General features: G+C 64.0%; 21 protein-coding genes. 18 read left to right on the forward strand and 3 right to left on the reverse strand.

Annotated features, from left to right (window positions below; genetic code table 11):
- Positions 1-172: 172 nt before the first annotated feature.
- Positions 173-1414, forward strand: coding sequence for a tetratricopeptide repeat protein (locus VLE48_01920; GenBank protein ID HSA91740.1), 1242 nt, complete (start codon positions 173-175; stop codon positions 1412-1414).
- On the opposite strand, the gene VLE48_01925 is transcribed toward VLE48_01920, so the two are convergent.
- On the reverse strand, positions 1411-1965 hold the full coding sequence (locus VLE48_01925; GenBank protein HSA91741.1) for a LemA family protein: 555 nt from the start codon (positions 1963-1965) through the stop codon (positions 1411-1413). The genes VLE48_01920 and VLE48_01925 overlap by 4 nt on opposite strands.
- A 93-nt stretch (positions 1966-2058) precedes the next feature.
- Between VLE48_01925 and VLE48_01930 the strand changes: the two genes are divergently transcribed.
- The 3 genes from VLE48_01930 to VLE48_01940 all read left to right on the forward strand — a co-directional run bounded on the left by VLE48_01930 (position 2059) and on the right by VLE48_01940 (position 4901).
- Complete coding sequence (locus VLE48_01930; protein HSA91742.1) at positions 2059-3255, forward strand: mechanosensitive ion channel family protein; 1197 nt, start codon at positions 2059-2061, stop codon at positions 3253-3255.
- Positions 3256-3503: 248 nt separating this feature from the next.
- Entirely contained in the window at positions 3504-3881 is a 378-nt protein-coding gene (locus tag VLE48_01935; GenBank protein ID HSA91743.1) for a hypothetical protein, read from the forward strand.
- A gap of 336 nt (positions 3882-4217) precedes the next feature.
- The gene (locus VLE48_01940) at positions 4218-4901 is read left to right on the forward strand and encodes a hypothetical protein (GenBank protein ID HSA91744.1); all 684 of its coding nucleotides are present in this window, start codon (positions 4218-4220) and stop codon (positions 4899-4901) included.
- Between the two features lie 104 nt (positions 4902-5005).
- Here VLE48_01940 and VLE48_01945 read toward each other — a convergent pair whose 3' ends face one another.
- The gene (locus tag VLE48_01945; protein HSA91745.1) at positions 5006-6511 is read right to left on the reverse strand and encodes a hypothetical protein; all 1506 of its coding nucleotides are present in this window, start codon (positions 6509-6511) and stop codon (positions 5006-5008) included.
- A gap of 265 nt (positions 6512-6776) precedes the next feature.
- Here VLE48_01945 and VLE48_01950 point away from each other — a divergent pair, with 265 nt between their 5' ends.
- The 4 genes from VLE48_01950 to VLE48_01965 all read left to right on the forward strand — a co-directional run bounded on the left by VLE48_01950 (position 6777) and on the right by VLE48_01965 (position 10500).
- Entirely contained in the window at positions 6777-7220 is a 444-nt protein-coding gene (locus VLE48_01950) for an ATP-binding protein (GenBank protein HSA91746.1), read from the forward strand.
- Between the two features lie 79 nt (positions 7221-7299).
- Positions 7300-8184 carry a carbon-nitrogen hydrolase family protein gene (locus VLE48_01955; protein ID HSA91747.1) on the forward strand — a complete coding sequence of 295 codons (885 nt, stop codon included), beginning with the start codon at positions 7300-7302 and terminating at the stop codon, positions 8182-8184.
- A complete protein-coding gene (locus tag VLE48_01960; protein HSA91748.1) occupies positions 8181-8939 on the forward strand; it encodes a GNAT family N-acetyltransferase in 759 nt (252 codons plus the stop codon). The genes VLE48_01955 and VLE48_01960 overlap by 4 nt, the downstream gene beginning before the upstream one ends.
- Before the next feature lie 61 nt (positions 8940-9000).
- Positions 9001-10500, forward strand: a complete 1500-nt coding sequence (locus tag VLE48_01965) for an alginate export family protein (GenBank protein HSA91749.1) — start codon at positions 9001-9003, stop codon at positions 10498-10500.
- A 20-nt stretch (positions 10501-10520) separates the two neighbouring features.
- On the opposite strand, the gene VLE48_01970 is transcribed toward VLE48_01965, so the two are convergent.
- A complete protein-coding gene (locus VLE48_01970) occupies positions 10521-12068 on the reverse strand; it encodes an NnrS family protein (protein ID HSA91750.1) in 1548 nt (515 codons plus the stop codon).
- A 172-nt stretch (positions 12069-12240) separates the two neighbouring features.
- Here VLE48_01970 and VLE48_01975 point away from each other — a divergent pair, with 172 nt between their 5' ends.
- Genes VLE48_01975 through VLE48_02020 form a run of 10 tightly spaced genes read left to right on the forward strand, consistent with a single transcriptional unit; the run spans position 12241 to position 24822 of the window.
- Positions 12241-12678 (forward strand): Rrf2 family transcriptional regulator, encoded by a 438-nt coding sequence (locus tag VLE48_01975; GenBank protein HSA91751.1) that lies wholly within the window; start codon positions 12241-12243, stop codon positions 12676-12678.
- 4 nt (positions 12679-12682) lie between these two features.
- Positions 12683-14638, forward strand: a complete 1956-nt coding sequence (locus tag VLE48_01980) for an FAD-dependent oxidoreductase (GenBank protein ID HSA91752.1) — start codon at positions 12683-12685, stop codon at positions 14636-14638.
- A gap of 15 nt (positions 14639-14653) precedes the next feature.
- Complete coding sequence (locus VLE48_01985) at positions 14654-15142, forward strand: ubiquinol-cytochrome c reductase iron-sulfur subunit (GenBank protein HSA91753.1); 489 nt, start codon at positions 14654-14656, stop codon at positions 15140-15142.
- Positions 15143-15145: 3 nt separating this feature from the next.
- Positions 15146-15991 carry a cytochrome b N-terminal domain-containing protein gene (locus VLE48_01990; protein HSA91754.1) on the forward strand — a complete coding sequence of 282 codons (846 nt, stop codon included), beginning with the start codon at positions 15146-15148 and terminating at the stop codon, positions 15989-15991.
- Between the two features lie 16 nt (positions 15992-16007).
- Positions 16008-16727 carry a hypothetical protein gene (locus tag VLE48_01995; GenBank protein ID HSA91755.1) on the forward strand — a complete coding sequence of 240 codons (720 nt, stop codon included), beginning with the start codon at positions 16008-16010 and terminating at the stop codon, positions 16725-16727.
- Position 16728: 1 nt separating this feature from the next.
- On the forward strand, positions 16729-18720 hold the full coding sequence (locus tag VLE48_02000; protein HSA91756.1) for a c-type cytochrome: 1992 nt from the start codon (positions 16729-16731) through the stop codon (positions 18718-18720).
- 9 nt (positions 18721-18729) lie between these two features.
- Entirely contained in the window at positions 18730-22173 is a 3444-nt protein-coding gene (locus tag VLE48_02005) for a molybdopterin-dependent oxidoreductase (protein HSA91757.1), read from the forward strand.
- Positions 22174-22177: 4 nt separating this feature from the next.
- On the forward strand, positions 22178-23305 hold the full coding sequence (locus VLE48_02010; protein ID HSA91758.1) for a 4Fe-4S dicluster domain-containing protein: 1128 nt from the start codon (positions 22178-22180) through the stop codon (positions 23303-23305).
- 12 nt (positions 23306-23317) lie between these two features.
- Complete coding sequence (locus VLE48_02015) at positions 23318-24193, forward strand: ethylbenzene dehydrogenase-related protein (protein HSA91759.1); 876 nt, start codon at positions 23318-23320, stop codon at positions 24191-24193.
- On the forward strand, positions 24190-24822 hold the full coding sequence (locus VLE48_02020) for a molecular chaperone TorD family protein (protein HSA91760.1): 633 nt from the start codon (positions 24190-24192) through the stop codon (positions 24820-24822). Before VLE48_02015 ends, VLE48_02020 begins: the two co-directional genes overlap by 4 nt.
- Positions 24823-24889: the final 67 nt, after the last annotated feature.

A 24889-nucleotide genomic window follows, 5' to 3' on the forward strand; every position in this document is an offset into this window, starting at 1 on the left:
GCCCAGCTTCCCGTACCTGGGATACGCGTGGGACGGCCGCAACAGCCGCCACGTGGATCCGGGCGAGGACGGCTGCAACGGCGGCACCTGCACGGTGAACTGACACAACCTCGTGGGCCGCGGCGGGCGCTCGTCCTGCGCGCGGCCCCGAACCTACCTAGTGAGGACGAAAATGAAACGGTTCTTCGCTCCTGTGGTGTTCAGCCTGCTGGTTTCGCTCGTGGGGACTGCACAGCAGGTTTCCATCTCCGATGCACGCACGCCCGCGGAACTGCGCATTGCAGCGGCAGAACGCGTCATCGCCGCCAAACCGGGCAGCTATGAAGCCTACAACGACCTTGCCCTGGGGTGGGCGCGGCGGGCGCGCGAGACTTCCGACACCGCGTTCTATGCCAAAGCCGGGGAGGCGGTACGTAAATCGCTCGAGCTGATGCCGGGCAACTTCGAAGCGCAGAAGCTCGAGGTCTGGTTGCTGCTGGGGGGACACGAGTTCGCGCAGGCGCTGGAGAAGGCCAAAGCACTGAACCAGCAGGTGCCCGACGACCTCCAGGTGTACGGCTTTCTGACCGATGCCAACACCGAACTGGGTAACTACCAGGACGCGATCGACGCGGCGCAGTGGATGCTGAACCTGCGGCCGGGCAACGTGCCCGGACTGACGCGCGCCGCTTACCTGCGCGAACTGAGCGGCGACGTGGAAGGCGCGCTGGAACTGATGGAGATGGCGCTACAGAGCACGCCTCCGAACGAGAGCGAAGACCTGGCGTGGACCCGCACGCAGATGGGCCATCTCGAACTGATGCGAGGGAACCCAGCGGGTGCGGAAGCGCATCTCATGGAGGCTCTGGGGCTGTTTCCCGGCTATCACTACGCGCTGGCGAATCTAGGCCGTGTGCGCGCGGCACAGGGCAGGCGGGGCGAGGCCGTCGATCTGCTGCGCCGCAGGTACGAAGCTGCGCCGCACGCGGAGAACCTGTACGACCTGGCCGAGGCGCTGGAACGAGCCGGCCGCCAGTCCGAAGCGCGCCGGGCGTTCGCGGAATTCGAAGCCAAGGCGCTAAAGGAGAGTGAGAAGTGGGACAACGCCAACCGCGAACTCGTCTTCTATTATGCCGACCACGCTCGGAAGGCTGCGGAGGCGCTCAAGATCGCCGCATGGGAATCTTCGCGCCGGCATGACGTTCATACGCTCGATGCCTACGCCTGGGCGCTCTACCGGAACGGCCGTTATGCGGAGGCGAGCAAGCAGATGCGGAAGGCGCTGGAGGTGGGAGTCCGCGAACTGCGCCTCTTCCAGCATGCCGCGAGCATTGCGCGGGCAGCCGGGCATCGTGCTGAGGCACTGGAGTATCTGCGGCAGGCGCAGGAACTCGATCCGGCGCAGGGCGCGATGCGAGCTAGCTCGGGCCGCTAAAACCTGACGTCGGCGGGCTGGCGCTCGGCCGTGGTGGCTACCTCGAAGAAGGCGCGCGTCTGGAACTGGAACAGTCCGGCCACCAGATTCGTGGGGAAGCTCTGGACGGCGGTGTTCAGGTCCCGGACCACGGCGTTGTAATAGCGGCGCGCGTTCTGCAGGGCGTCCTCGACTTCGCTGAGCGAATGCTGCAGCGACAGGAAGTTGTCCGAGGCGCGCAGTTGCGGATAGCCTTCGGCCACGGCGAACAGGCCACGCAGGGCGGCCGTGAGCTGGCCCTCCGCGACCGAGCGCTGCGCCGGCCCCTGCGCTTCCATGGCTTGCGTGCGCAGGCGGGTGACGTTTTCGAACGTCGTGGACTCGTGGGTGGCGTAACCCTTGACCACGGAAACCAGGTTGGGAATCAGGTCGTGGCGGCGCTTGAGCTGCACGTCGATATCGGCCCAGGCGGAATCGGTGCGCACGCTGAACTTGACCAACCGGTTGTAGACGGCAGCCACCATCACCAGCAGCACCACCACCGACATTCCGAAGACCACCAGCAACGTCATCCCGCCTCCCGCGATAGCGGCGGAAAGTATCACAGCGTGGCGGGGCGCGCAATGCCGCGTAAATCAGCCCCGGAATCGTGATAAAAAGTAAAGATGCCTTCGAGCTTCTCCTACCGCGAGCTGCTGCCCGCGCTGATTTCAGCCGGCGGCTTGCTGCTGGCGCTTTGGCTGCTGCTGTGGCTGGCAGGGCGTGGTGTGCGTCGCTGGGCGCTGGCCATGGGCAGGGAAGGCGCGGCCAATCTGGCAGAGATCCGGCAGTGGGAAAAGCAACTGAACAAGGTGCTGCGGCGGACGATCGGGGCGGTGGCCGGGGTAGCCACCCTCATGATCCTGTTGCGCGGTTCTGGCCTGCATGGATTGAAGCGCCTGGACTGGGGTGACGTTGAGGGTTGGGCGCTGGGGCCGGGGCTGCGTATCCTCATGATCGTGGTGGGGGCCTACGCGTTGAACCGCGTGGTGCGCCTTTCGATGGGCCACCTGCCCGGACTCATGGTGCCCGCCGAGGGTCCGCGAACGGCGATTGTGGAGCGCGAGAAGCGCGCCCATACGGTGAGCCGCCTGCTGGGCAAGCTGGTCACGGTGCTGGTGATGAGCCTGGCCGGACTCATGGTGCTGCGCGAATTGGGGGTGGATATTGTGCCCATCCTCACGGGCGCGGGCATCGCCGGCCTGGCAGTAGGCTTTGGGGCGCAGCACTTGGTGCGCGACATCATCTCCGGCTTCTTCATCATCCTGGAGAACCAGATCCGGGTCGGCGACATCGTGAACATCAACGGCAAGGGCGGGCTGGTAGAAGCCATCCGCCTGCGCACCACAGTAATCCGTGGCTTCGACGGCACGGTGCACATCTTCCCCAACGGCGCCATCACCGAGGTCTCCAACCTCACCAAGGACTACTCGTATTACGTGATCGACATGGGCGTGGCTTACAAGGAGAACGTCGACCGGGTGATGCAGGTGTTGCGCGAGGTCGGCGACCAGATGCAGAAAGACCCGGCGTTCGGGGAGAAGATCCTTGCCCCGCTCGATGTGGTGGGCGTGGATGAGTTCGCTGACTCCGCCGTGGTGATCAAGATGCGCATCAAGACCCTGCCGCTGGAGCAGTGGAACGTAGGCCGAGAGTTGCGCCGCCGCATCAAGAACACGTTCGACCAGCAGGGCATCGAGATCCCCTACCCGCACGTGTCGGTGTATTTCGGCGAGGCCAGCCGTCCCTTTTCTGTGGACATGGCCGAGAGGATGCGCGACTTCGAGGCACAAGAGCATCCCGCCAGCAAGCGCGCCGACTGAAGCGGCCGCAGCCGGGTTGCTGGATCCCTGCCCGCGCCGTTGACTTTCCGGAAGCGCGCGACCTAGAATCTGCCTCATTCCTTAGCCCCTCACTCCGTCGTCGAGCTTCGGAACTGAGAGTGAGCGCTCGGAGGGGCCGACGTGACGAGAGTTCTTGGGCGTGATCGTTGTTCACCTTTCCGCCCGCCACTACATAGCCGCTACATCTCTGCGGTATTCATCTGCTGCGTTTCCATCAGGAGGTTCCAATGAAGAGACTTCTAGGCCTTGTGGTCGTTGTGTTCTTGGCGGTACCGATGCTCGCCCAGGAAAGCAAGGCGGGCGAGAAGGAGAAAGGCAAGGCGACCGAGAAGAAGACCGAAACCCCGGTCGCGCTTAAGCGCTGGCAGGGCAAACTGCTTCGCATCAACAAGGAGAAGTCCACCCTCGACGTTCGCGGCGGGCAAACCCTGCGGGATGACTTCGAGAAGACCATCCATTACGACAGTTCGACCCGGTGGACCAAGGGCGACAAGGATGCGGAACAGAGCGAGTTCACCGAAGGTTCGTTCGTAATCGTCGTGGGCAAGGCCGATGACAAGGGGAATTTCCACGCCGAGCGAATCGACCTGAGGCCGCCGCGATAGGTCCGGTTGCGTCTGGCCGCCAAGCAGGGCGGCCAGGGCCAGCAGGAATGCTCCATGACGCGCCGGGACCAGCGTCGGCGAGGCGGGGGTTGGACATCCGCTCGTGTATTGGTGTGCGTGCTGGCGTCTCTCGTATGCGCGCCCGGGACGGCACACGCTCGGCAAAACGCATCCCAACCTCCGGTCCCACCTCAGAGGGCTGAGCAAGAGCAGGCGGCAACCGCCCACAGTGCGACCCATGCAAGACACGTCTGGCTAGGCGAGGACGGCAAGCCCCTGCCGTTTGCCAGCGACGAGGAGATCCTGGAATTCCTCCGCACGGCCCAGGTTGTTTCCATGCAGGACATTCCAGGGGGAGTCACTAACCCCAAAAAGGTGTTGCTGGAAAAGGATGGGGTCCGCGCCCACGCTATCTTCCGCGAGGTGAACCAGCAAAGTCCCAAGATGAAGCTGGCGTCGGGGCAGATCGAGCTGATGTTCCGCGACAGCTACCTGTTCGAGCCGGCAGCCTATCAGTTGAGCCTGCTTCTGGGACTGGACAACGTCCCTCCGGCGGAGGTGCGCAAGCTGGGACGCAGCGATGGCTCATTGCAGATGTGGGTCGAGAATGCACGCGAAAGGACCGTGTTGCGGCAGCAGAGTGCGAGACCGCCCGACGAAGCTCGCTGGAATCAATATCTGCACGTCATGCATGTGTGGGACAACCTGGTCTACAACACCGACCGGAACGACGGCAACATGCTCATCGACGCGGATTGGAAGCTGTGGATGGTCGACCACACCCGGGCATTCCGTCAGCACAAGAACCTGCAGAACCCCAAGCTGATCATCCAGTACGACCGCACACTATGGGAGAAGCTGCGCACCCTGGATCCCGACGTCGTCCGTCAGCGCCTGGCGCCGTATTTGCGCCCCGCGGAGATCGACGCCGTGCTCGCCCGCAGAGAGAAGCTGGTCCAACTGCTCGAGAAGCGGATTCAGGAGCAGGGAGAGAACCGGGTGCTGTTCGGCATGCGTTAGTTTGCATTCGTGCACCGTGGCGCCGAGCGCGCGGGTCACAACGCCCTCGCGCTCGGGCATCGCCATCCTGGGCAGACGCGACTGTCGCGAGTCCTCAAGCTCGCCTAGAAACGCGACGCCGTGAGCACGACGTCGGCCCGCTTCCACGCCTGCTGGAAACGCTTTTCGACTTCGGCGGCTTCTGCAGTCTTGCCTTGCGCCTTCAAGCTCTGCATGAGACCGAGGAGCGACCAGCCGTTTTCGCGATAGTGACGCAGATCTTCGCGGTACACAGCTTCCGCCTCGGGAGCGCGTCCGGCTTCCAGCAGCACTGCGCCCAGCCAATGACGAACGGGATACGGCCAGTCGGCGGGCTCGTCGTAGGTGAGCGTGTCTTCGATGGCCACCGCTTTCTTCAGGTGCTCAACGGCGGCATCGGTCTTGCCCTGGCGCGCCGCAATCTCACCCGCCAGCGAATGGCTGGCGATCTCGGTGACTTGCGCCGCCTTGTTGTTGCCGACGGCGAAGTCCTTCAGTTCGGGTTTGGCGGAAATCTGGTTGAGCTGCGCCAGCTCTTTCTCGGCGTCGGACAGCTGCTTCTTGCCGGCATACGCCATGCCGCGGGCGTAATGCCAGATGGCTTCGAGGAAGGGCGTTTTTCCGGGAAGTGGTTCCTTCAGGATGTCGTCCCAAAGGCCGAAGCGCACCATGGTGTACAAGGGCGTGACGGCGATGCCCTGGGCGAACGAAGGCGCCGTGCTCATATCCTCCGGCAGCGTAGTGGCCGCCTTGCGCGCTGAGGAGAGCGCGCGCTGGCTGCGGCCCTCAAACAGCGTGGCCCAGTTCAAGAAGTGAATGTTGTGCGGGTAGTAGCCGACGAAGTAGAGCCCTTTGGCATCGGTCCGGGCGAAATAAGCTTCGTCAGCCAGGATGCCGCGCTCGTTGGCCATGTCCGCTTCATCGTAGCGGCCCACGCGGATCCAGATGTGGCCGGGCATGTGAACCAGGTGGCCGGCTTCCGGGGCGAGCGTCGCCAGGCGTTCCGCGCTGGGGATGGCGCGGTCCGGGTCCGTGGCTTCCACGATGTGGATGTGGTAATGGTTCGCGCCGGCGTGCTCGGGGTGCTTGGCGAGAGCGTTCTCAATAGCGCGAATCGCGTCTTCGGTACCCGGGTGCGGCTTGCCGTCCTTGGTCCAGTAATTCCAGGGCATGGTTTCCATGAGGGCAGCAGCGTAAAGGACCAGCGCATCCGCGTCCTCGGGATAGCGCGCCGCGACCCTGGCCATGGCTTCGGCGTACTTCTGGTTGAGGGCTTTCTGGTCGGCGTCCTTGTCGGCGGAATAACGGACAGCGAGGGCGCCGATGAACGCGCGCTCGGATTCCGTCGCGCCCGCGGCCAGCGAGCGCGCTTTCTCCACAGCCTGGTGCGCGATGTGGTTGCGATCGGCGTCGCCAGCGTCGTTGATGTTGGGTCCGAGGGCCAGCGCTTCGCCCCACCACGCCATGGCCAGCTTGGGGTCGTGCTTCTGCGCCTCGCGGAAGCTGCGGATGGCTTCGGCGTGATTGAAAGCGTAGACCAGGCGAAGTCCCTGATCGAAATAGCGCTGCGCCATCGCTGACTGAGTGCTCACGGGGTGATGCCATTCGCCAACGGCATCGAACTGGAGCGCAGGCTCCTGCGTGGGTTTTGGGTTCTCTACCGGGTGCTGGTGCTGGCCAAACGCCGGTACAGTCGCCCAGCAGAAGAGAACAATCGCAGAAAAACGAAAAAGGGACATCTATCACCTCGGGAAAATGGAGAATAGTCGTGCGACGCTGCGGAGACAAAATTCTAGCATCCGAGAGCCGCACATGGGCGAGACAATGGACGAGATTCGTTAGAATCGTGATGAGACCATGACCCAGCCCATGCCCAAATGCTCGTTCGAGGCCAGCAAGCTGATTGTGCGGCTGAATATGACCCTGCCCGCGGACGCGCACGCCATCAACGGCGTGACCGAAGGGGTGATGGCCATGGCGCGCGAGATGGAATGCGCCAAGGGCAAAGAATTCGAAGTGGAGACCGCCCTGCGTGAAGCGCTGGCCAACGCCATCGTGCATGGCGCGCGGGGCGATGTGACCAAGCTCATCCAATGCTGCGTGGCCTGCGACGAGGCCCGCGGCATGCTGATCGTCGTGCGGGATCCGGGCGAGGGCTTCGACCCGGCGTCGGTTCCCAGTCCCATCGTGGGCCAGAATGTGTACTCCAGCCACGGCCGCGGCATCTACCTCATCAACCAGCTGATGGATACGGTGGAGTTCGTCGGCAACGGAACCGAGATCCGCATGATCAAGCGGTAGCTGCTTCGGCGGATTGCCACCCGGGTCGGATGTGTGAGATTGTGCCCGGACCCCAAAGGAAAAGAGGAAGGAGATGACCGTGGAACGTCTCCGAGTAGCGACGCTGCAGTATTTCATCCGGCCGGTGCAAACCTTCGAGCAGTTCCGGGACCAGGTTGCGGCGCTGGTGGAAACCGCGGCGGACTACGACTGCGGCTTGCTGGTGTTTCCCGAGTACTTCACCGTCCAATTGTTGACTCTGGGCGACATCAAGAGACCGATCCAGGATCAGATCCGTGATCTGGCGGCGCAAAAGACCCGCTACGTGGACCTGATGTCGGGCCTGGCGCGCAAGTATCAGCTTTACATCGCGGGCGGAAGCATGCCGGTGCAGGAAGATTCCGGGGCCATTCACAATGACGGGTTCTTCTTCAGCCCGTCGGGAGACTTTGGGGTCCAGGGAAAACTGCACATGACGAGGTTCGAGAAGGAAGACTGGAAGATCGCACCACGCTCGCGACTAAGAATATTCGAGACCAAGTTCGGCCGCATGGCCATCGCCATATGCTATGACGTCGAGTTCCCGGAAATCGTTCGGGCGGCGGCCCGCGAAGGCGCACACATCCTGTTGGTGCCCAGCTGCACCGACGATCGCCAAGGCTACCTGAGGGTGCGGTATTGCGCACAAGCGCGGTGCATCGAAAACCAGATGTATGCGGTACTGTCGCACACGGTGGGTTCTCTACCCATGGTTCCGGCGGTCTCGCTGAACTATGGCCAGGCGTCGATCCTGACTCCGAGCGATTTTCCCTTCTCCCGCGACGGCATCCTGGCGGAAGGAAACCCGAACCAGGAGATGATGGTCATCGGAGAGCTGAATCTTCAGACCATCGCGGAGTCCCGTGCGGAGGGCACCGTCCTGCCCCTGTTGGACAGCGGCCGGAGCGCGGAACTCGTTGCGCAGCCAGAAGTGATCCAACTATGACGCAACACCGGCCCAAAGTCGTAGTGCGTACCACTCGCCCTGAAGACTTTGTGGCGATCGACGATCTGACCCGCGAGGTGTATCCGGGCGCTCCGACGTGGAGCCACGAACAGCTCAGTTCCCACATGCGCGTTTTCCCCGCGGGGCAACTGGTGGCAGTGGAAGCGGATACCCAGAAAGTCGTGGGCATGGCCGCCAGCCTGATCGTTTATTGGGACGACTATGACCTGCACGCTCCCTGGCGGGACTTTACCGACCACGGCATGTTCACCAACCATGATCCGGAGCGTGGGCGCACGCTGTACGGCGCGGAAGTAATGGTGCAGCCCTCCCGGCAAGGGAGGGGAATCGGGAAGAAGCTCTACCAGGCGCGACGCGAACTGGTGCAAGGGCTGGGATTGCTCCGGATCCGAGCCGGTGCACGCTTGCGCCACTACCACCGCTATGCCCATCGGATGAGCGCGGAGGATTACGTCATCCGGATCTTGCAAGGGAAGCTGCGCGATCCCACCCTCAGCTTTCAGTTGAAAGAAGGCTTCGAAGTGCTGGGTGTCGTCGCCGGCTACCTGCAGCACGATCCGGAAAGCCTGGGATACGCCGCGGTCATCGAATGGCTGAATCCGCTGGTGGCCCGGCCCGAGGACAGCCAGGGACGGGACCCGCGTTTTTGGAACCCGGATTCCGGGACGGCTCTCGCTTCGGTTGCAACGCGGAACACAAAGGTCGCCGGCGACCATAACGCAGGCCCGCGCTAGCCGAAAGGGTTGTGACCTTCATCACCGACTGCTGCTGCGGCTTTCGCAAGAATCAGGCCGAATGTCGGGTATCCGGAGCAGAACGGCTACGGCTCATGGGCTTGGCGCGGGGTTGCTGGCGGCCATCCTGGTTGCGCTGACGCTGGCGGCAAGTCCTGCGGCGGCGCAGACTGACGACAGTCCGACTCCGAAGAAATTCCCCCTCAAGGTGACGGTGCAGGTGCGCCTGCGGCTGGAGAACTGGGACTGGTTCGACACGCCACTGGCCGATGGCACTTATGAATTCCTCGCCTCACAATTGCGCCTGGGAATCGGGCAAGATCGCGAGACCTGGGACTGGCAGATCGAACTGGCTCAGCCGACGCTGCTTGGGTTGCCGGACAATGCCATCGCACCCGCCCCGCAGGGTCAGTTGGGCCTGGGAGCGAGCTACTTCGCGGCCAACGATTTTGACCGCAACGTTGCCGGCGTGTTCCCCAAGCAGGCGTACGTCCGGCTGAAGGGACTGGGTGGCGACAAGGCCAGCCGCTTGCGACTGGGCCGCTATGAGTTTGTCGATGGAGCCGAAACGGCTCCCAAGGACGCCACATTGGCCGCGCTCAAGCGCGACCGCATTGCCCATCGATTGATCGGCACTTTCGCTTTTTCGCATGTGGGTCGCAGCTTCGACGGAGTCGAGTATTCCCGTTCGACACCGGCTTCGAACATCACGGTCATGGGGGGACGCGCCACGCAAGGCGTGTTCGACACCCACGGCAGCATCGATCTCGACGTGGATGTGATGTACGGCGCCTATACGCGCGTCGTTCACAAGCAGGCTACGGGTGAGTGGCGCGCGTTCGTCCTGCACTACCATGACGGCCGCGGGGCGCTGAAAGTGGACAACCGGCCGCTGCCGGTGCGGCGGGCCGACCACGAGAACATCCGCGTGACGACGGTCGGCGGACACTACCTCGACGTCTTTTCCGCGGGCGGCGGCAAAGTGGACGTGCTCCTGTGGGGGGCGTGGCAGTTCGGCGATTGGGGCGCGCTCACCCACAGTGCCGGCGCGGGCGCAGTCGAAGCGGGCTACCAGTCCCCCTGGAAGCTCAAGCCCTGGTTCCGGCTGGGTTACTTCCGCTCCTCCGGCGACGGCGACCCGGCGGACGGCGACCACAACACTTTCTTTCAGGTGCTGCCCACACCGCGCATCTACGCGCGCTTTCCGTTCTTCAACCTGATGAACAACGAGGACGCCTTCGCGGAGCTGATCCTGCGGCCACACGCCAAGGTGACGTTGCGCAGCGACATCCACTGGCTGCGACTGGGCAACTCCCGTGACCTTTGGTATCTGGGTGGCGGCGCGTTCCAGGACACCACGTTCGGATATGTGGGCCGCCCCAGTGGTGGGCGGAAGAGTCTGGCCACTTTCGCCGACGTGAGCGCCGACTGGAAGGTCAGTCCCCAGGTGTCACTGTCCTTCTATCTCGGCGGAGCCTTCTCGCGCAGCGCGATCGCCGCCAGTTATCCCGACGCCGGGAATGGCCGGTTTTCCTACCTCGAACTCAACTGGCGCCGATAGTCGCCCTGGCTGCTGAAAAGCTAACGAGCACCAAGCGGGAGAGGCATGACCAGTTGCTTCGGACGGTGTGTGCTCGCCAGGTTCATGGTGCGCCACAGCTCGATGCCCCACCACGCCAGACCGACGACCTCAATGAATCCCGTGACGCCGACCAGCGGGAAGGCGACGGGTGTGAAGTCGGTTGCCAGTTGGAGCGTCACCCGGGCCGTGTTGCCGATGTTCACCAGCAGGAACGGACCCCAGAGCGAACTGAGCGACCGCGCGTCTACCCCGGCAAGGATGGGAACGATCTTGGCGCTCACACCCATGATCATCAGGCTGATGAACCCGACGGTGAATGCGTGCCGGTGCGCTCCCATGTAGGCATGCGCGAATCCCTGGTGGGTGAGCAGGCTGTAAGGAATGAAGAACGGCATCATGGCGGTGGCCACCAGCAGCCAGAAGTAGGCCGCGCGGATGAACTTGAGAGTGCGGTCGGGCCTCTCGGGCGCGGCGAAGAGGTTGATCTGCCGGACCAGCAGCACCGCCCAGATCGGCATCATGATGTAGGCCAGTTCCAGCCCAATGCCGAAGATGCGGTTCCGGGTGGTGAGGAAAAGCACGTAGCTGGCGATGTTCAGCAGCAGGCTGGCCATCATCAAGCCGAAGATCCAGGAACGACGGTCGCGCTTGGGAGCGGGGAAGCCGTAGATGGTCGGCACCAGCCGCTGGCTCACCCCGGCGATGATGAAGGCGGCAAAGCCGAGCAACTGGATCTCGCGCAGCGGGCCGTCAATGAGCGCGATGCGGTGGATGAGCTGCTCCTGGCTCGCGGCCGTGAGCTTGGCGAAGAAGAAGACGTGACTGAGCACGGTGCCGGCGAAGAACCAGAGGAAGGCAGCGCCCATGAACTTCTCGTACGGATTGTGCGGCTCCACCGACTGTCTGGCGGTGCGATAGAGCACCAGAAGAAAGAGCGTGACCGCCAAGATCTCCGCCATGGCCGAGGTTGCCGCCAACGCTACGGCCCAGATCGCCGGCTGCCACAACTCCGCGACTACGCGGGCAATAATCCCGGCCGCCAGCAGCCAGAAGCTGAGGTTGGCCAGTTCCGGCCGCCACAGCGTGGTGTTCTTGAAGCGCGGGAAGGATTGGTAGGCGAAGCCCATGACGAACAGGCCGATCCAACCGAAGATCATGGCGTGCGCGTGGGCATGAATGGAAGAGAGCAGTCCCAGCTGCAGAAAGCTGCCCTTCGTCCCGATGGTCCAGAGATTGAACGCGCCCCAGAGACAGCCCACGCTCAACACGGTCAGCACACCTGCCTTGAAGAAACGCCGATAGATGTAATCCGGCAGCGTCTCGCGGTATACGTAGGTCGACGCGCCGGGCCGCTGCGCCTCGGCCTCCAGTTCGCGGATCAACTGGTCCACGTCCATCTGGTGCACGGCGGCGAAGAACTCCAGCGTCTCATTCGGTCCCAGCTCGCCGCCGCAACCTTGCAAGCCGTGTCGGTCGAAGACGCGGCGCGTCGCTGGATGACCGGCCACCACGTCCCGCACGCTGCTCTCTTTGGTGATCGTTCCCATAGGGCCTCCCGAGCCTGGGCGAAGGCTACTGGGAGGCAGTGGAAGAGGCTGTGACAAATGTCACATAGCGAGGCGTCTCCTCGAGCCGTCACCTTCGCATGTGATTGCGGTCACAGCACTTCCGCGAGCGGCAAGCTAGAAGTGGATTTCTTCATACAGAGGTTAACAAGGCGTGATCTCAGCCACGTCGCGGTACGCCATGCGCGCACTCATTCGATTGGCCCAGGAGCGGCCAGGGGCATGGTCGCTGGGTCGCGATCTCGCGCGGGAGGCGCACGTGCCGGAGCAGTACTTGCCCAAGCTGATGCTCATGCTGCGGCACGCGGGTCTGGTTGCAGCCTCGCGGGGCACGCGGGGTGGTTACCGCCTGGACCGCCCAGCGGCAGAGATTCACCTGCGCGATGTGGTGGAAGTGTTCGAGGGTCCGTTGGAACAACCGGACTGTCTGCTCGGCGTCAACCCTGAGTGCACCGACGACCGCCCCTGTTCGGCGCACGCGCCCTGGAAAAAGTTGCGCGATGCTTATGTGCAGTTTCTGAGCGGGACGACGATCGGAGACCTGGCAGCAAGCGCTCCATCCCCCGCGGGTGCCGGGGAAAGGCAAGAGTGAGCCGGTGTCGATCCCTATGGCGCAACCCGGCCTGAGCGCAACCGAGCGCAAAGACCCGTGCGCCGGGCGTGCTTCCTGGTGGGACGGACGAGATGCCCTGAATCTGCGCTACCTGGAAACGAACTTCCCCTGTCGCGCGGCCTGCCCGGTGCACACCAACGCCGGCGGATATGTGAGCCTGATTGCGCAGGGGCGCTACCGTGAGGCATATCTGCTGGCGCGCGCGCCCAACCCCCTGGCCTCCATCTGCGGCCGTATCTGCGCGCATCCCTGCGAGGCCGCCTGCCGGCGCGGGCAACTGGACCAGCCCATCGCCATCCGCGCGATGAAGCGCTTTGTCAACGAGCAGTACGGCGTGGAAAGCGAGTTCAGCTTCGAAGAGATTCTGCAGGTGGTGGAGCGCCCGCGACCGCGGGCACCGAACCCGGGGCGCATCGCGGTGATCGGTTCCGGCCCCGCGGGCCTGGCGTGCGCCCATGACCTGGCGCTCATGGGACACCGTGTCACCATCTTCGACGGCGCGCCCATGGCGGGCGGGATGATGCGGCTGGCCATCCCGGAGTACCGCCTGCCGCGGGCTTTGCTCGAGCGCGAGATCGACTTCGTGCGCTTCCTCGGCGTCGAGTTTCGCTTGGGGCTCGAGATCGGGAAGGGAATCACGTTTCCCGATCTTCGCAGCCGGTTCGACGCCGTGTTCCTGGCCACCGGCTGCCGCAAGGGAAAGATGCTGAAGCTGCCGGGGGGAGACAAGAAGGGTGTGCTCACGGCGCTCGACTTCCTCATCAACCTGAATCTCGGGGTGCCGCTGGATATCGGCGAGAACGTTCTGGTGGTGGGCGGGGGCAACGTGGCTTTCGACGTTGCCCGGACCGCACGCCGATTCGGCGGCACTTCAGAACCGGACGAAGAGCACCACAACCTGGCCGTGGACGCCGCGGTGGCCGCCTCGCGCCTGCTGCGACGTCACGTCACCATGGTTTCGCTGGAGGCGCGCCATGAGATGCCTGCGGATGCCGAGGAGATCGAAGAAGGTTCGCACGAGGGCATCCGCCTGATCCATCGCCGTGGGCCCAAGGCGGTGCTGGGCAATGGCCGAGTCACCGGCCTGGAGACGCTGGATGTCTCCCGCGTCTTCGACGAACAAGGCCGGTTCTCTCCCCAGTTCGTCGAAGGCAGTGAAAAGCAGATTCCTTGTGACACCGTCATCCTGGCCATCGGCCAGATCGCCGACCTCAGTTTTCTCGGTCCGGAGCACGGGCTCAAGACCACGCCGCAGCAGACCGTGGTGGTCGACACGGAGACGCTGGCGACCTCCGTGCCCGGCATCTATGCCGGCGGGGACGTGGCCTTCGGCCCGCGCATCATTATCTCTGCGGTGGGGGACGGCCGGCGCGCCGCTAAGTCCATCGACACCTACCTGACCGGACGCACGGATGGACCCGAGAAATACGTGGTCCGGGTGTTTCCCACCTTTGGCTACGACCATCCCTTCGCTCGCGGCGACTACGAGACCATCATTCGCCGTCGCGTTCCCGTGCTGCCCATCGAGCGCCGACAGCCGCGCGAGGAAGTGGAACTGTGCCTTTCGGAGACCGAAGCTCGGACCGAGGGCAGCCGCTGCCTGCACTGCTGGGTGAACACCATCTTCGATTCCTCCCGCATGCAGGGCACGGAATGCATCCAGTGCGGCGGCTGCGTCGATGTCTGTCCGGAAGAATGCATCGACCTGGTTTCGCTGGTGCGCGTTTCGGCCGGGGCCACGGAAGCGCGGGCGCTGCTGCCCAACGGCGCCCCGGCCACGGTCCTGGCCAGCCGTGGCGCCGCCCTCATCAAGGACGAAACCATCTGCATCCGCTGCGGTTTGTGCGCGCGCCGCTGCCCGGCCAGCGTGATCACCATGCAGGCGCTCTATCGCGCCAACGAAGCCGCGGTCATGGCCCTGGCCGACCGCGTGTTGTGAAAGGAGGCTTACCAGATGCCTTTGCTGGACGACCTGCGAATGCCGCTGGATGAGGCCGACGAGACCCGTCGCGAGTTCCTGGCCCTGGTGGGCGCGGGTGCCATGGGCCTGGCCGGTCTCGGCACCTTCATTACCGCGGTGCGCTTCATGTGGCCGGAGGTGCTGTTTGAAGAAGAGCGCCGTTTCCGCATCGGCAAGCCCGAGGAGATTCCGGTGGGAACCCTGGTGGCGCTGCCGCAGCAGAAGGTGTACGTCGTCCACGCACGGGATGGATTCTTCGCCATGAGCGCGACCTGCACGCACCTGGGTTGCCTGACCCAATACGAGCGCGAAAACAACCGCATCTTCTGCCCGTGCCACGGGAGCAAGTTTTCGCCCGAGGGTGCCGTGACCGATGGTCCAGCGCCCAAGCCTCTGCCGCGGCTGTTGCTGACGCTGGAGCAGGGTGCGCTGGTCGTGGACGTCAGCAAGCGCGTCGAACACGACGTCATTCTGAAGGTTTGAGCCATGTCGCGAACCGTTCATCGCTACCGCCGGATCGCAGACGCCGTGACGCAGAACCGCGTCTTCCGCTCTGTCTTTCGTCACAGCTTCGCGGACACCAATCGCAACCGCTCGCTCGCGGTCTTCAGCAATCTGTTTCTCCACATCCATCCGGTGAAGGTGAACGTGCGCGCCATCCAGTTCACGCGCACCTTCTACCTTGGCGGTTTGTCCGCGGCGACATTTTTCATCCTGGTCGTCACCGGCATCTTCCTCATGTTTGTCTACCACCCATCGGTGCCGCGGGCGTACGAGGACATGAAGGACCTGCAGTTCGTGGTCTACATGGGACCGTTCCTGCGCAACCTGCACCGCTGGGCGGCGCACGCCATGGTGGCGCTCGTACTGCTGCACATGGTGCGGGTGTTTTTCGCGGGAGCCTACCGTCCGCCGCGCGAGTTCAACTGGGTGATTGGGGTGATGTTGTTGCTGATCACCATTCTGCTTTCCTACACCGGCTACCTGCTGCCCTGGGACCAGTTGGCGTACTGGGGCGTGACCGTGGGCACGAACATGGCCGATTCGGTGCCGTACTTCGGCCACTACATCAAGTTTCTGCTGCTGGGCGGGACTGAAGTGAACGAGAACGCCCTGCTGCGCTTCTACGTGCTGCACTGCGTGGTGCTGCCGTTCTTCCTGGTGCTGCTGCTCTCGGTACACATCTGGCGGGTGCGCAAGGATGGCGGGATCTACCTCGGCGAGCCGGGCGGCGAACGGCAAGAGGAACAGCCTGCGATGCCGGAGCCCGAGCCCGCCGGGGCGGTCCTGTCGTCCGCTAATCCGGACGCGTCGGGCCGGGGAGCGTTGTGAGAGGAAGACCCGAACCATGAAGAGTCACGGCCCACAATTCGTTCTTGAAACGGACGACAACGCGCGCAAGGCTCCGGTCCGGCTGGTGGTGGTGCAGGGCGAGCAGGAGCCGGCAGTGGACGCCAGCGACGAGCCGCAGGTGATGTCCATGCCGCACCTGTTCCTGCGCGAGGGCGTCGCGCTGGTTGCCATCTCTCTGGGGTTGGCGGTGCTGGCGATCGTCGCGGACGCGCCCCTGGAGGAGATCGCGAACCCGCAGAAGACGCCAAATCCCGCCAAGGCTCCGTGGTACTTTCTGGGTCTACAGGAGCTGTTGCATTACTACCCGCCGATTTTCTCTGGAGTGCTTCTGCCGGGGCTGGTGATCCTGGCGCTGGTGGTCATTCCCTATTTCAACGTCAATCTGAAGCGCGAAGCCCTGTGGCGGACACGCACCCGTCACAAGCTGGCCTGGCTGTGGGGCAGCGTCGGCGCGCTCTCGGCGATCTTTCTGTTCACCGGCGCGCACCCGGTATGGCCGATCGTTCTCCCGCTCTGGCTGGTGGCAGTGCTGATGACTCTGCCGGCAGTGCACCACAGCGACAGCGGAATCATTGCCTGGCTGGGCGACCGCAGTCTGGCCTTTTGGATCTTCCTGTGGTTCCTGCTGGCGAGCACGGCGCTCACCGTGATCGGCGTGTTTTTCCGCGGTCCGGGTTGGCAGTTCACTTTGCCATGGAGGGACGGGATCTACTGAGATGCGCACCCCGCAGATCAATCCCGAGGACTACCGCCCAGGACGGCTGATGCGCGTCTTTGCGGGACTGAGCGTGATCTTCGTATTGATTCTGGCGTCGGCTCCGCTGCGGCCCTACTTCGCCGAGTGGCGCGACGTACAGCAGCGCTACAACCAACTGGCCGCGCGTTCGGGAACGGCGCAGATTCCCATCGCCATCCAGCAGATATGGAAACCCAAGCTGGGCGTGACCGACCGCTGTGTCTCCTGCCATCTGGGTATGGGCAGCGCGGCTCCACAGCCCGAAGAGAAGTTGTTCCGCGCACATCCCGCAATTCCGCATGATCCGAAGGAGATCGGGTGCACGGTGTGCCACGGCGGACAAGGCCGCGCGACCAGCAAGCAGGCCGCGCATGGGTTCGTCTCCTTCTGGGACGAACAGATGCTCGACTCGCAACACCAAGCGGCGGGCTGCGGGACCTGCCACGACTCCGTGCCCCTGGTGGCGCGAGGAACGCTGGAGCGCGGAGGCCATCTGGTCGAGAGCCTGGATTGCCTGAGCTGTCACACCATGGACGGCCGTGGAAGGGGTGCAGCTCCCGATCTCTCCTACGTAGGGCTGAAGGGTTACCGCGAAGACTGGCACGCGCTGCACATGAAGAAGCTGGCCGAAGACAAGACGGGCGACTGGAGGGCCAGCTACGGCGAAATCGCAGCCGCCGACCTGGGTTCGATCGACGCTTTCCTGCATACGCGCGTCGGCATGCCGCGGGTGGTCGAGGCGCAGGCCCTGGCCATGGAACGCGGCTGTTTGGGGTGCCACAAAATCCGGGGCCGCGGCGGGGATGAGGGTCCGGCACTGGACGCAGCAGGACGTAAGCCCATCGGCGATCTGAGCTTTGCCGGCGTGCCGGGCGAGAAGACGCTGGTCAACTACATGCGCCGCCATCTGATGGACCCGGCGGGCGTCGTGCCCGCCAGCCAGATGCCGGCCATGGCGGAAAACAGAGATGAGGCCGACCTGCTGGCCACGTTCGCGCTCTTTCTGCGCAGCCGCGATCTTCCCGCTGAGTTCCAGCCCAAGGATCGGCTCCGGCGCCAGGTGCTCGGGGAGACGCCGCCGGCGCTCAGTGGCGAGCAGCTTTACGGTGCGTATTGCAGCGGCTGCCATGCCGCCAACGGAGAAGGACGCAACTACGGATCGCTCGCGGTGCGCTTCCCGGGAATCGGCAGGGCGGACTTCCTCGATGTGGCGAGCGACGAGTTTCTGGATAGCACGTTGAAGAACGGACGGCCGGGCCGCAAGATGCCGGGCCTGGCGGCAGCGGGAGCCAGCCTGACTCCCGCGGATGCCAAGGCGCTCATCGCCTTCTTGCGGAGTCTCACGTCTGTCCCGAGCTTCGCTCAGGTAGAGCGCTCCGCTTCCGACCGCTCCCTTGGCGAACGCCTGTATCGGACCGATTGCGCCGCCTGTCACGGCGAGCGCGGCGAAGGCACGCCGCTGGGCTCTCCGCTGGCGACCGCGGATAGCCGGGTGCGCGGACGGCATGAGGCTGCGTACCGGGCGCTCATTGCCGGCACTCCGGGCACGGCCATGCCGCGCTACACCCGCTACGACGCGGCCAGCCTCCGCGCGCTGGTCGATTTCACGACGGCGCTGCCGCTGGTGTCGGGTTCGCGCGCCGCCTGGAAAAAAGGCGCGGGCCATCCCGCGAACGGCGCTGACCTGTTTCGCGCGAACTGTTCCGGTTGTCACGGGGCGCAGGGCGAAGGTGGACTGGGTCCCGCGCTGGCCAATGCCGGTTTCCAGAAGGCGGCGAGCGAGGAGTTCATTGCCGCAACCATCGTGCGCGGGCGTGAAGGCACACCCATGCCGGCGTTTGGACGCAATAGTGTGCGTTTTCCCAAGTTGACCGCCTCCGAGGTGCTCGACCTGGCGGCATTCGTACGCCGCGATCTGGGCAAGAACCCGGAGGCCAAAGTCGAGCAAGCGCAGGCCAAGACAAGCCAGTAGGAGAGCGACATGGATCGAAGGGCATTCCTGCAAAAAGCATCGGCGATGGGCTTCGGCGCCCTGGTCACGGGCGTGACCCAGGCCTGGTTCCTGGACGCCATTGAGAATCCTTTGGAGCACTATCCCGACCGCGACTGGGAAAAGGTCTACCGCGACCTGTTCAAGGTGGATGACTCCTTCGTCTTCCTGTGCGCGCCCAACGACACGCACAACTGCCTGCTGCGCGCCTACGTGCGCAACGGGGTGGTGACGCGCATCGGGCCGACCATGGGATACGGACAGGCGACCGACCTGCAGGGCAACAAGACTTCACACCGCTGGGATCCGCGCTGCTGCCAGAAAGGACTGGCGCTCACCCGCCGCTTCTACGGCGACCGCCGGGTGCGCTATCCCATGATCCGCAAAGGATTCAAGGAGTGGGTGGACCAGGGATTCCCGCGTGACTCTGACGGCAAGCCCCCGGAGAAATATTTCCGGAGAGGTTGGGACGGCTGGGAAAAGATGACCTGGGATCAGGCCTCGGATTATGTAGCCCGCGCGCTGCACAACATCGCGACGACCTATTCCGGTCCGGAGGGCGCGAAGAAGCTCGAGGCCCAGCACTACGAGCCGGAGTCCATTGCGGCCATGAAGGGGGCAGGCACGCAGTGCCTGAAGTTCCGCGGCGGCATGCCGCTGCTGGGCGTGACGCGCGTCATGGTGATGTATCGCATGGCCGGCGTGCTGGCGCTGATGGACGCCAAGATCCGCGGTGTGGGTCCCGACCAGGCGCTGGGTGGACGGGGCTGGGACAACTACTCCTGGCACACCGATCTCCCGCCCGGCCACACCATGGTCACGGGCACCCAGACGGTGGAGTTCGACTTGCATTCCGTGGAGCACTCCAAGCTGGTGCTGGTGTGGGGCATGAACTGGATCACCACCAAGATGCCGGACTCGCACTGGTTGACCGAGGCGCGGCTGAAGGGGACGCGAGTGGTGGTGATCGCGTGCGAATACAGCGCCACCGCCAACAAGGGCGATGACGTGATCATCGTGCGCCCGGGAACGACGCCGGCGCTGGCGCTCGGCCTGTGTCACGTCCTGCTGCGCGACAAGCTGTACGACGAGAAGTTCGTCCAGCGCTTCACCGACCTTCCCCTGCTGGTTCGCATGGACACGCTGAAGCTGCTCAAGGCGTCGGATCTGGATGCGTCGCGAGCGCCTGCTCCGCTCTCCAACTTCACCGCCGTGCTGCCCAAGGGGCAGACACCACCTCCCCCTGGCGTGCAGCAGCAGCAGTACGTTCCCACCGCCCTGCGCGAGCAATGGGACGACGCTGTGATATGGGACAGCGCGAAGAATGCTCCCGCGCCGCTCACCCGCGACATGGTGGGAGCGTACTTCGAAAAAGCCAAACTCAGCCCGGCGCTCGAAGGCAAGTTCGACGTCACGCTGGCAGACGGCAAACGCGTGACCTGCCGCCCGGTCTTCGACCTGGTGAAGCAGTACGCCATGGACAATTTTTCACCCGCGGCCACGGAACAGATCACGTGGGCGCCGCAGCAGAGCATCGAGCAGTTGGCGCGAGACATTGCCGCGAACAACGGCAACACGCTGTTCGCCATCGGCATGGGGCCGAACCAGTTCTTCAACAACGACCTGAAGGATCGAACGCAGTTCCTGCTGGCGGCACTGACCAACAACATCGGCCACATCGGCGGCAACATCGGCAGCTACGCCGGCAACTATCGCATCGCGCTGTTCAACGGCCTGCCGCAGTACATGATGGAAAACCCGTTCGATGTCGAACTCGACCCGGCCAAGCCGGCGCGCCCCAAGCAGTACTGGCGCGCGGAATCGGCCCACTACTACAACCACGAAGACCATCCGCTGAAAGTGGGCAAGAGGATGTTCACCGGCAAGAGCCACATGCCGACGCCTACCAAGTCGCTGTGGTTCGCCAACGCCAATTCCATCCTGGGCAACGTGAAGTGGCACTACAACGTGGTGAACAACGTCCTGCCAAGGATGGAAATGGTGGCGGTGAACGAATGGTGGTGGTCCACGTCCTGCGAATACGCCGACGTGGTGTTCGCCATCGATTCCTGGGCGGAGATGAAACAGCCCGACATGACCGCCTCGGTGACCAATCCGTTCCTGCAGGTCTTTCCGCGCACACCGCTGCCGCGCATCTTCGAAACCCGCGGCGACGCCGAGGCTGTGGCGGCCGTGGCCGAGAAGCTGGCCAAGATCACCGGCGACACGCGGATTCTGGACTACTTCAAGTTCGTGCGCGAAGGGCGCATGGACGTTTACCTGCAACGCATCCTCACCGCCAGTTCCGCCACCAAGGGCTACAAGATCGATGAGCTGGAGAGCAAAGCGAAAAACGGCATTCCTGCGCTCATGATGACCCGCACCTCGCCGCGCAACGGCGGCTACGAGCAGACCTACGACTCCAAGCCCTGGTACACGCGCACCGGCCGGCTGGAGTTCTACCGCGATGAGAACGAGTTCATTGCCTACGGGGAAAACCTGCCCGTGTACCGCGAGCCGGTGGACTCGACCTTCTACGAGCCCAACGTCATCGTGGGTTCGCCGCATCCCTGCTTCCGCGCGGAAGCGCCGGGAGTGTACGGCCTGGAGGAGGACGACCTGTCCTGCGAAACCCGCCAGGTGCGCAACGTCATCAAGCCATGGAGCGAAGTCGCCAAGACGCAGCACCCGCTGGCCAAGGACGGCTACCGCTTCATCTTCCATACGCCCAAGTACCGCCACGGCTCGCATACCACTCCTATCGACACGGACATGGTGGCGGTGCTCTTCGGGCCGTTCGGCGACCTTTATCGGCACGACAAGCGCATGCCGTTTGTCACTGAAGGCTACGTGGACATCCATCCCGAAGATGCCAAGGAACTCGGTGTCGAGGACGGCGATTACGTCTGGATCGACTCCGATCCTTCGGACCGGCCATATCGCGGGTGGAAGAAGAGCGACCCGGCCTACAAGGTGGCGCGGCTGCTCTGTCGGGCGCGCTACTACCCGGGCACGCCGCGGGGCGTCACCCGCATGTGGTTCAACATGTACGCCGCCACGCCGGGCAGTGTGAAGGCCGCCGAGACGCGTCCGGACGGGCTGGCCAAGAACTCCGAAACCAACTACCAGGCGATGTTCCGCCAGGGCAGTCATCAGAGCGCCACGCGTGGCTGGCTGAAGCCCACGCTCATGACCGACTCGCTCAACCGCAAGGAACTGATGGGTCACGCCATGGGCCAGGGCTTCTTACCGGATTCGCACTGTCCCACCGGCTCGCCGCGCGAATCCATCGTGAAGATCACCCGGGCCGAGCCCGGCGGGCTGAATGCCAAAGGCTTATGGCGGCCGGCCGAACTCGGCCTGCGTCCCGGCTATGAGAACGACGCCATGCAGCGATACCTGAAAGGCGAATTCATCAACAAGAAGGGAAAGTGAAGCCATGCCTCGCGTCTACAACTGGCAAATCGGCCGCACCATGAGCTACTGGTACTCCGAGAACCGCCCGCAGCGGCAGTTCGGCGCCGTCTTCGATATCAACAAATGCATCGAGTGCCAGACCTGCACCCTGGCCTGCAAGACCACGTGGACGAGTGGCCGCGGGCAGGAGTACATGCTGTGGAACAACGTCGAGACCAAGCCCTACGGCAGTTACCCGCTGGCCTGGGACCTGAAGGTGCTCGAGCAACTCGGCCCGCAGAAGTGGGAGGGCAACGTATACGCCGGGCGCACGGTGTTCGAGGGAACGCCGTCCGGGCTGCGGGTGCTGGGCACCGAACGGCTGGACATCGACTACATGTACCCCAACGTGGGCGAGGACGAGATCTACGGAACGGTCGAGCGCGGCGGTCACTTGAGCTTGCCGCAGCAGATGTGGATGTTCTACCTGGCGCGCATCTGCAATCACTGCACCTACCCGGCGTGCCTGGCGTCCTGCCCGCGCTCTTCCATCTATAAGCGGCCGGAGGACGGCATCGTGGTCATCGACCAGAGCCGCTGCCGCGGATACCAGGAGTGCGTGAAGGCGTGTCCGTATGGCAAGGTGTATTTCAATCCTTCCACCGGCACCAGCGAGAAGTGCATCGCGTGCTACCCCAAGATCGAGCAAGGGATCCAGCCACAGTGCTTCGTGAACTGCATCGGCAAGATCCGGCTGCAGGGATGGATCTCGCCGCCGGAAAAAGCGAAGGAAGACAATCCCGTGGACTACCTGGTGCACGTGCGCAAGCTGGCCTTGCCGCTCTACCCGCAGTACGGGCTGGAGCCGAACGTGTACTACGTTCCCCCGATCCAGGTTCCGCCGCCTTTCCTGGAGCAGATGTTCGGACCCGGAGTGGAGGCGGCCATCCAGACCTATCGCAATGCCAAGGACGACAAGACCCTGGCCGGCCTGTTCGCGCTCTTCGGCTCGACGGAACACACCATCCCCTATTTCAAGATCGTGGGGGACCAGGCGGTGGCCCTGGACGACCATCGCAAAGAGATCGTCCGCGTGCCGATTTACGAGCCGGTGCACTTCCGGCCGGCCCAGGACCGGATCTACCAGATCATGCGCAGCAACACGACGTAGAAGGAGACCAGCATGCGCCGCAGGATTCTTGTTCTCTTCCTTATCGCGGGGATCGCGCTCGCAGGCTGCAAGCGTGGACCGCAGGTGGACACCCAGCAGGTGGCCGCGAAATACGTGTCCGCCCCGTTGCCGTTCGAGGATCCGACGTCGTCGCTCTGGCAGCAGGCTACCGAACATCCGGCCAAGCTGATGGTGCAGGACATTGCCGAGCCCAAGCTGCTGGAGCCCGGCGTCACGCTGGTGAACGTGAGAGCGCTGCACAACGGGGATTGGGTCGTGTTCCGCCTGGAGTGGGAAGACGCCACGCAAGACCTCATTCCACGGCCGGGAAAGGGATCGGACGCCGCCGCCATTCAGTTCCCGCTGGCGCAGGCTGCCGACGTGCCCAGCCCGGCCATGGGAGAGCGCGGCAAAGGGGTACGCATCTGGTACTGGAAGTCACTTTGGCAGGACGATGACGAGCGCCGCGCGGCCGGCAAGGGCGACCGCATCGCCACCCTGTACCCGAACGCCGCGCCCGATCACTATCCTTTCCAGGCCAATCCTTCGGCGCGGGAAGAGATGGAGAAGCGTTATGCGCCCGCCCGCGCCGCTGGCAATCCGATCCTGGCGCGTTCCAACGCCGGCCCGGTGCAAGTGCTGATGGCCGAGGGCTTCGGCAATACCACGCCTACACCCGCACAGACAGCGCGCGGACATGGCGTGTGGAAGGACGGGAAGTGGATGACCACCATCGCGCGTCCGCTGCGTCCGGGCGCCGAACTGGGCGATTTGGAGGTCGGTAAGCGCGGCTACGTCGCATTCGCCATTTGGGACGGAGACAAGCAACACACCGGGTCGCGCAAGATGCGCTCCGGGTGGATCCCCTTCAAGCTGGTGGAGAAATGATGATTACGTCTGCCGAACAGGAAGTCTTGAGCTGGCTGGCCCGGGCGGCTGCCTGGCGCTTCTTCTCCTTGTACTTCCGGTTGCCCACCGAGGAAACGCAAGCGGAGCTCCTTGGGCTCATGCCGGAAGTCTCCGCGGAACTTCGGGAGATGGCAGAGATGCGGCAGCAACTGACGCTGGCGGAGTGCGAACAAGAGTTTCACCGCGTGCTCGGCGCGGGAGGCATTCCCGCTTGTGCCTCGTCCTACGATGACAATGCGCTGGCGGGTCGTGGTCCCATGCTCGCCGACATTTCGGGCTTCTATGAGGCGTTCGCCTACCGGCCCACTCCACCGCCTGCCGAGGTACCGGACCATCTCGCCGTCGAGCTGGACTTCCTGAGCTATCTGGCGGTGAAGGTGGCCTTCGCATCGCACGAGGGTCTCGAAGACGAGGCGGCCGTTGCCCGACGAGCCTATGACCGATTCTTGGACGAACACTGCAAGCTGTGGCTCGCCCGTTTCCAGGCGCAACTGGAAAGGTCGGCCTCGCCGCTCTACCTGTCCGCCTCGGGCCTGCTGAACGGGATGCTCGAATCTGCCGTCGGGGCCGGCGCAGGTCTACCAGACTCGAGTAAGCGACCGGCGTAGGGTGTCGATTGAAAAAGCCGTAGCTCGCCAGGGTCCTTGCGACCGCTTCAATCTCTTCAATCGCTTA

It is taken from the genome of Terriglobales bacterium (assembly GCA_035454605.1).
GTDB lineage: Bacteria > Acidobacteriota > Terriglobia > Terriglobales > Acidobacteriaceae > DATMAB01.

Coding starts and splice junctions, on each gene's coding strand:
- VLE48_01940 (HSA91744.1), top strand. CDS start 4,218: ATGCAGGACATTCCAGGGGGAGTCACTAACCCCAAAAAGGTGTTGCTG.
- VLE48_01920 (HSA91740.1), top strand. CDS start 173: ATGAAACGGTTCTTCGCTCCTGTGGTGTTCAGCCTGCTGGTTTCGCTC.
- VLE48_01990 (HSA91754.1), top strand. CDS start 15,146: ATGTCGCGAACCGTTCATCGCTACCGCCGGATCGCAGACGCCGTGACG.
- VLE48_01925 (HSA91741.1), bottom strand. CDS start 1,965: ATGACGTTGCTGGTGGTCTTCGGAATGTCGGTGGTGGTGCTGCTGGTG.
- VLE48_01935 (HSA91743.1), top strand. CDS start 3,504: ATGAAGAGACTTCTAGGCCTTGTGGTCGTTGTGTTCTTGGCGGTACCG.
- VLE48_01950 (HSA91746.1), top strand. CDS start 6,777: ATGACCCAGCCCATGCCCAAATGCTCGTTCGAGGCCAGCAAGCTGATT.
- VLE48_02005 (HSA91757.1), top strand. CDS start 18,730: ATGGATCGAAGGGCATTCCTGCAAAAAGCATCGGCGATGGGCTTCGGC.
- VLE48_02000 (HSA91756.1), top strand. CDS start 16,729: ATGCGCACCCCGCAGATCAATCCCGAGGACTACCGCCCAGGACGGCTG.
- VLE48_01995 (HSA91755.1), top strand. CDS start 16,008: ATGAAGAGTCACGGCCCACAATTCGTTCTTGAAACGGACGACAACGCG.
- VLE48_01960 (HSA91748.1), top strand. CDS start 8,181: ATGACGCAACACCGGCCCAAAGTCGTAGTGCGTACCACTCGCCCTGAA.
- VLE48_01985 (HSA91753.1), top strand. CDS start 14,654: ATGCCTTTGCTGGACGACCTGCGAATGCCGCTGGATGAGGCCGACGAG.
- VLE48_02015 (HSA91759.1), top strand. CDS start 23,318: ATGCGCCGCAGGATTCTTGTTCTCTTCCTTATCGCGGGGATCGCGCTC.
- VLE48_01970 (HSA91750.1), bottom strand. CDS start 12,068: ATGGGAACGATCACCAAAGAGAGCAGCGTGCGGGACGTGGTGGCCGGT.
- VLE48_02020 (HSA91760.1), top strand. CDS start 24,190: ATGATGATTACGTCTGCCGAACAGGAAGTCTTGAGCTGGCTGGCCCGG.
- VLE48_01930 (HSA91742.1), top strand. CDS start 2,059: ATGCCTTCGAGCTTCTCCTACCGCGAGCTGCTGCCCGCGCTGATTTCA.
- VLE48_01965 (HSA91749.1), top strand. CDS start 9,001: ATGTCGGGTATCCGGAGCAGAACGGCTACGGCTCATGGGCTTGGCGCG.
- VLE48_02010 (HSA91758.1), top strand. CDS start 22,178: ATGCCTCGCGTCTACAACTGGCAAATCGGCCGCACCATGAGCTACTGG.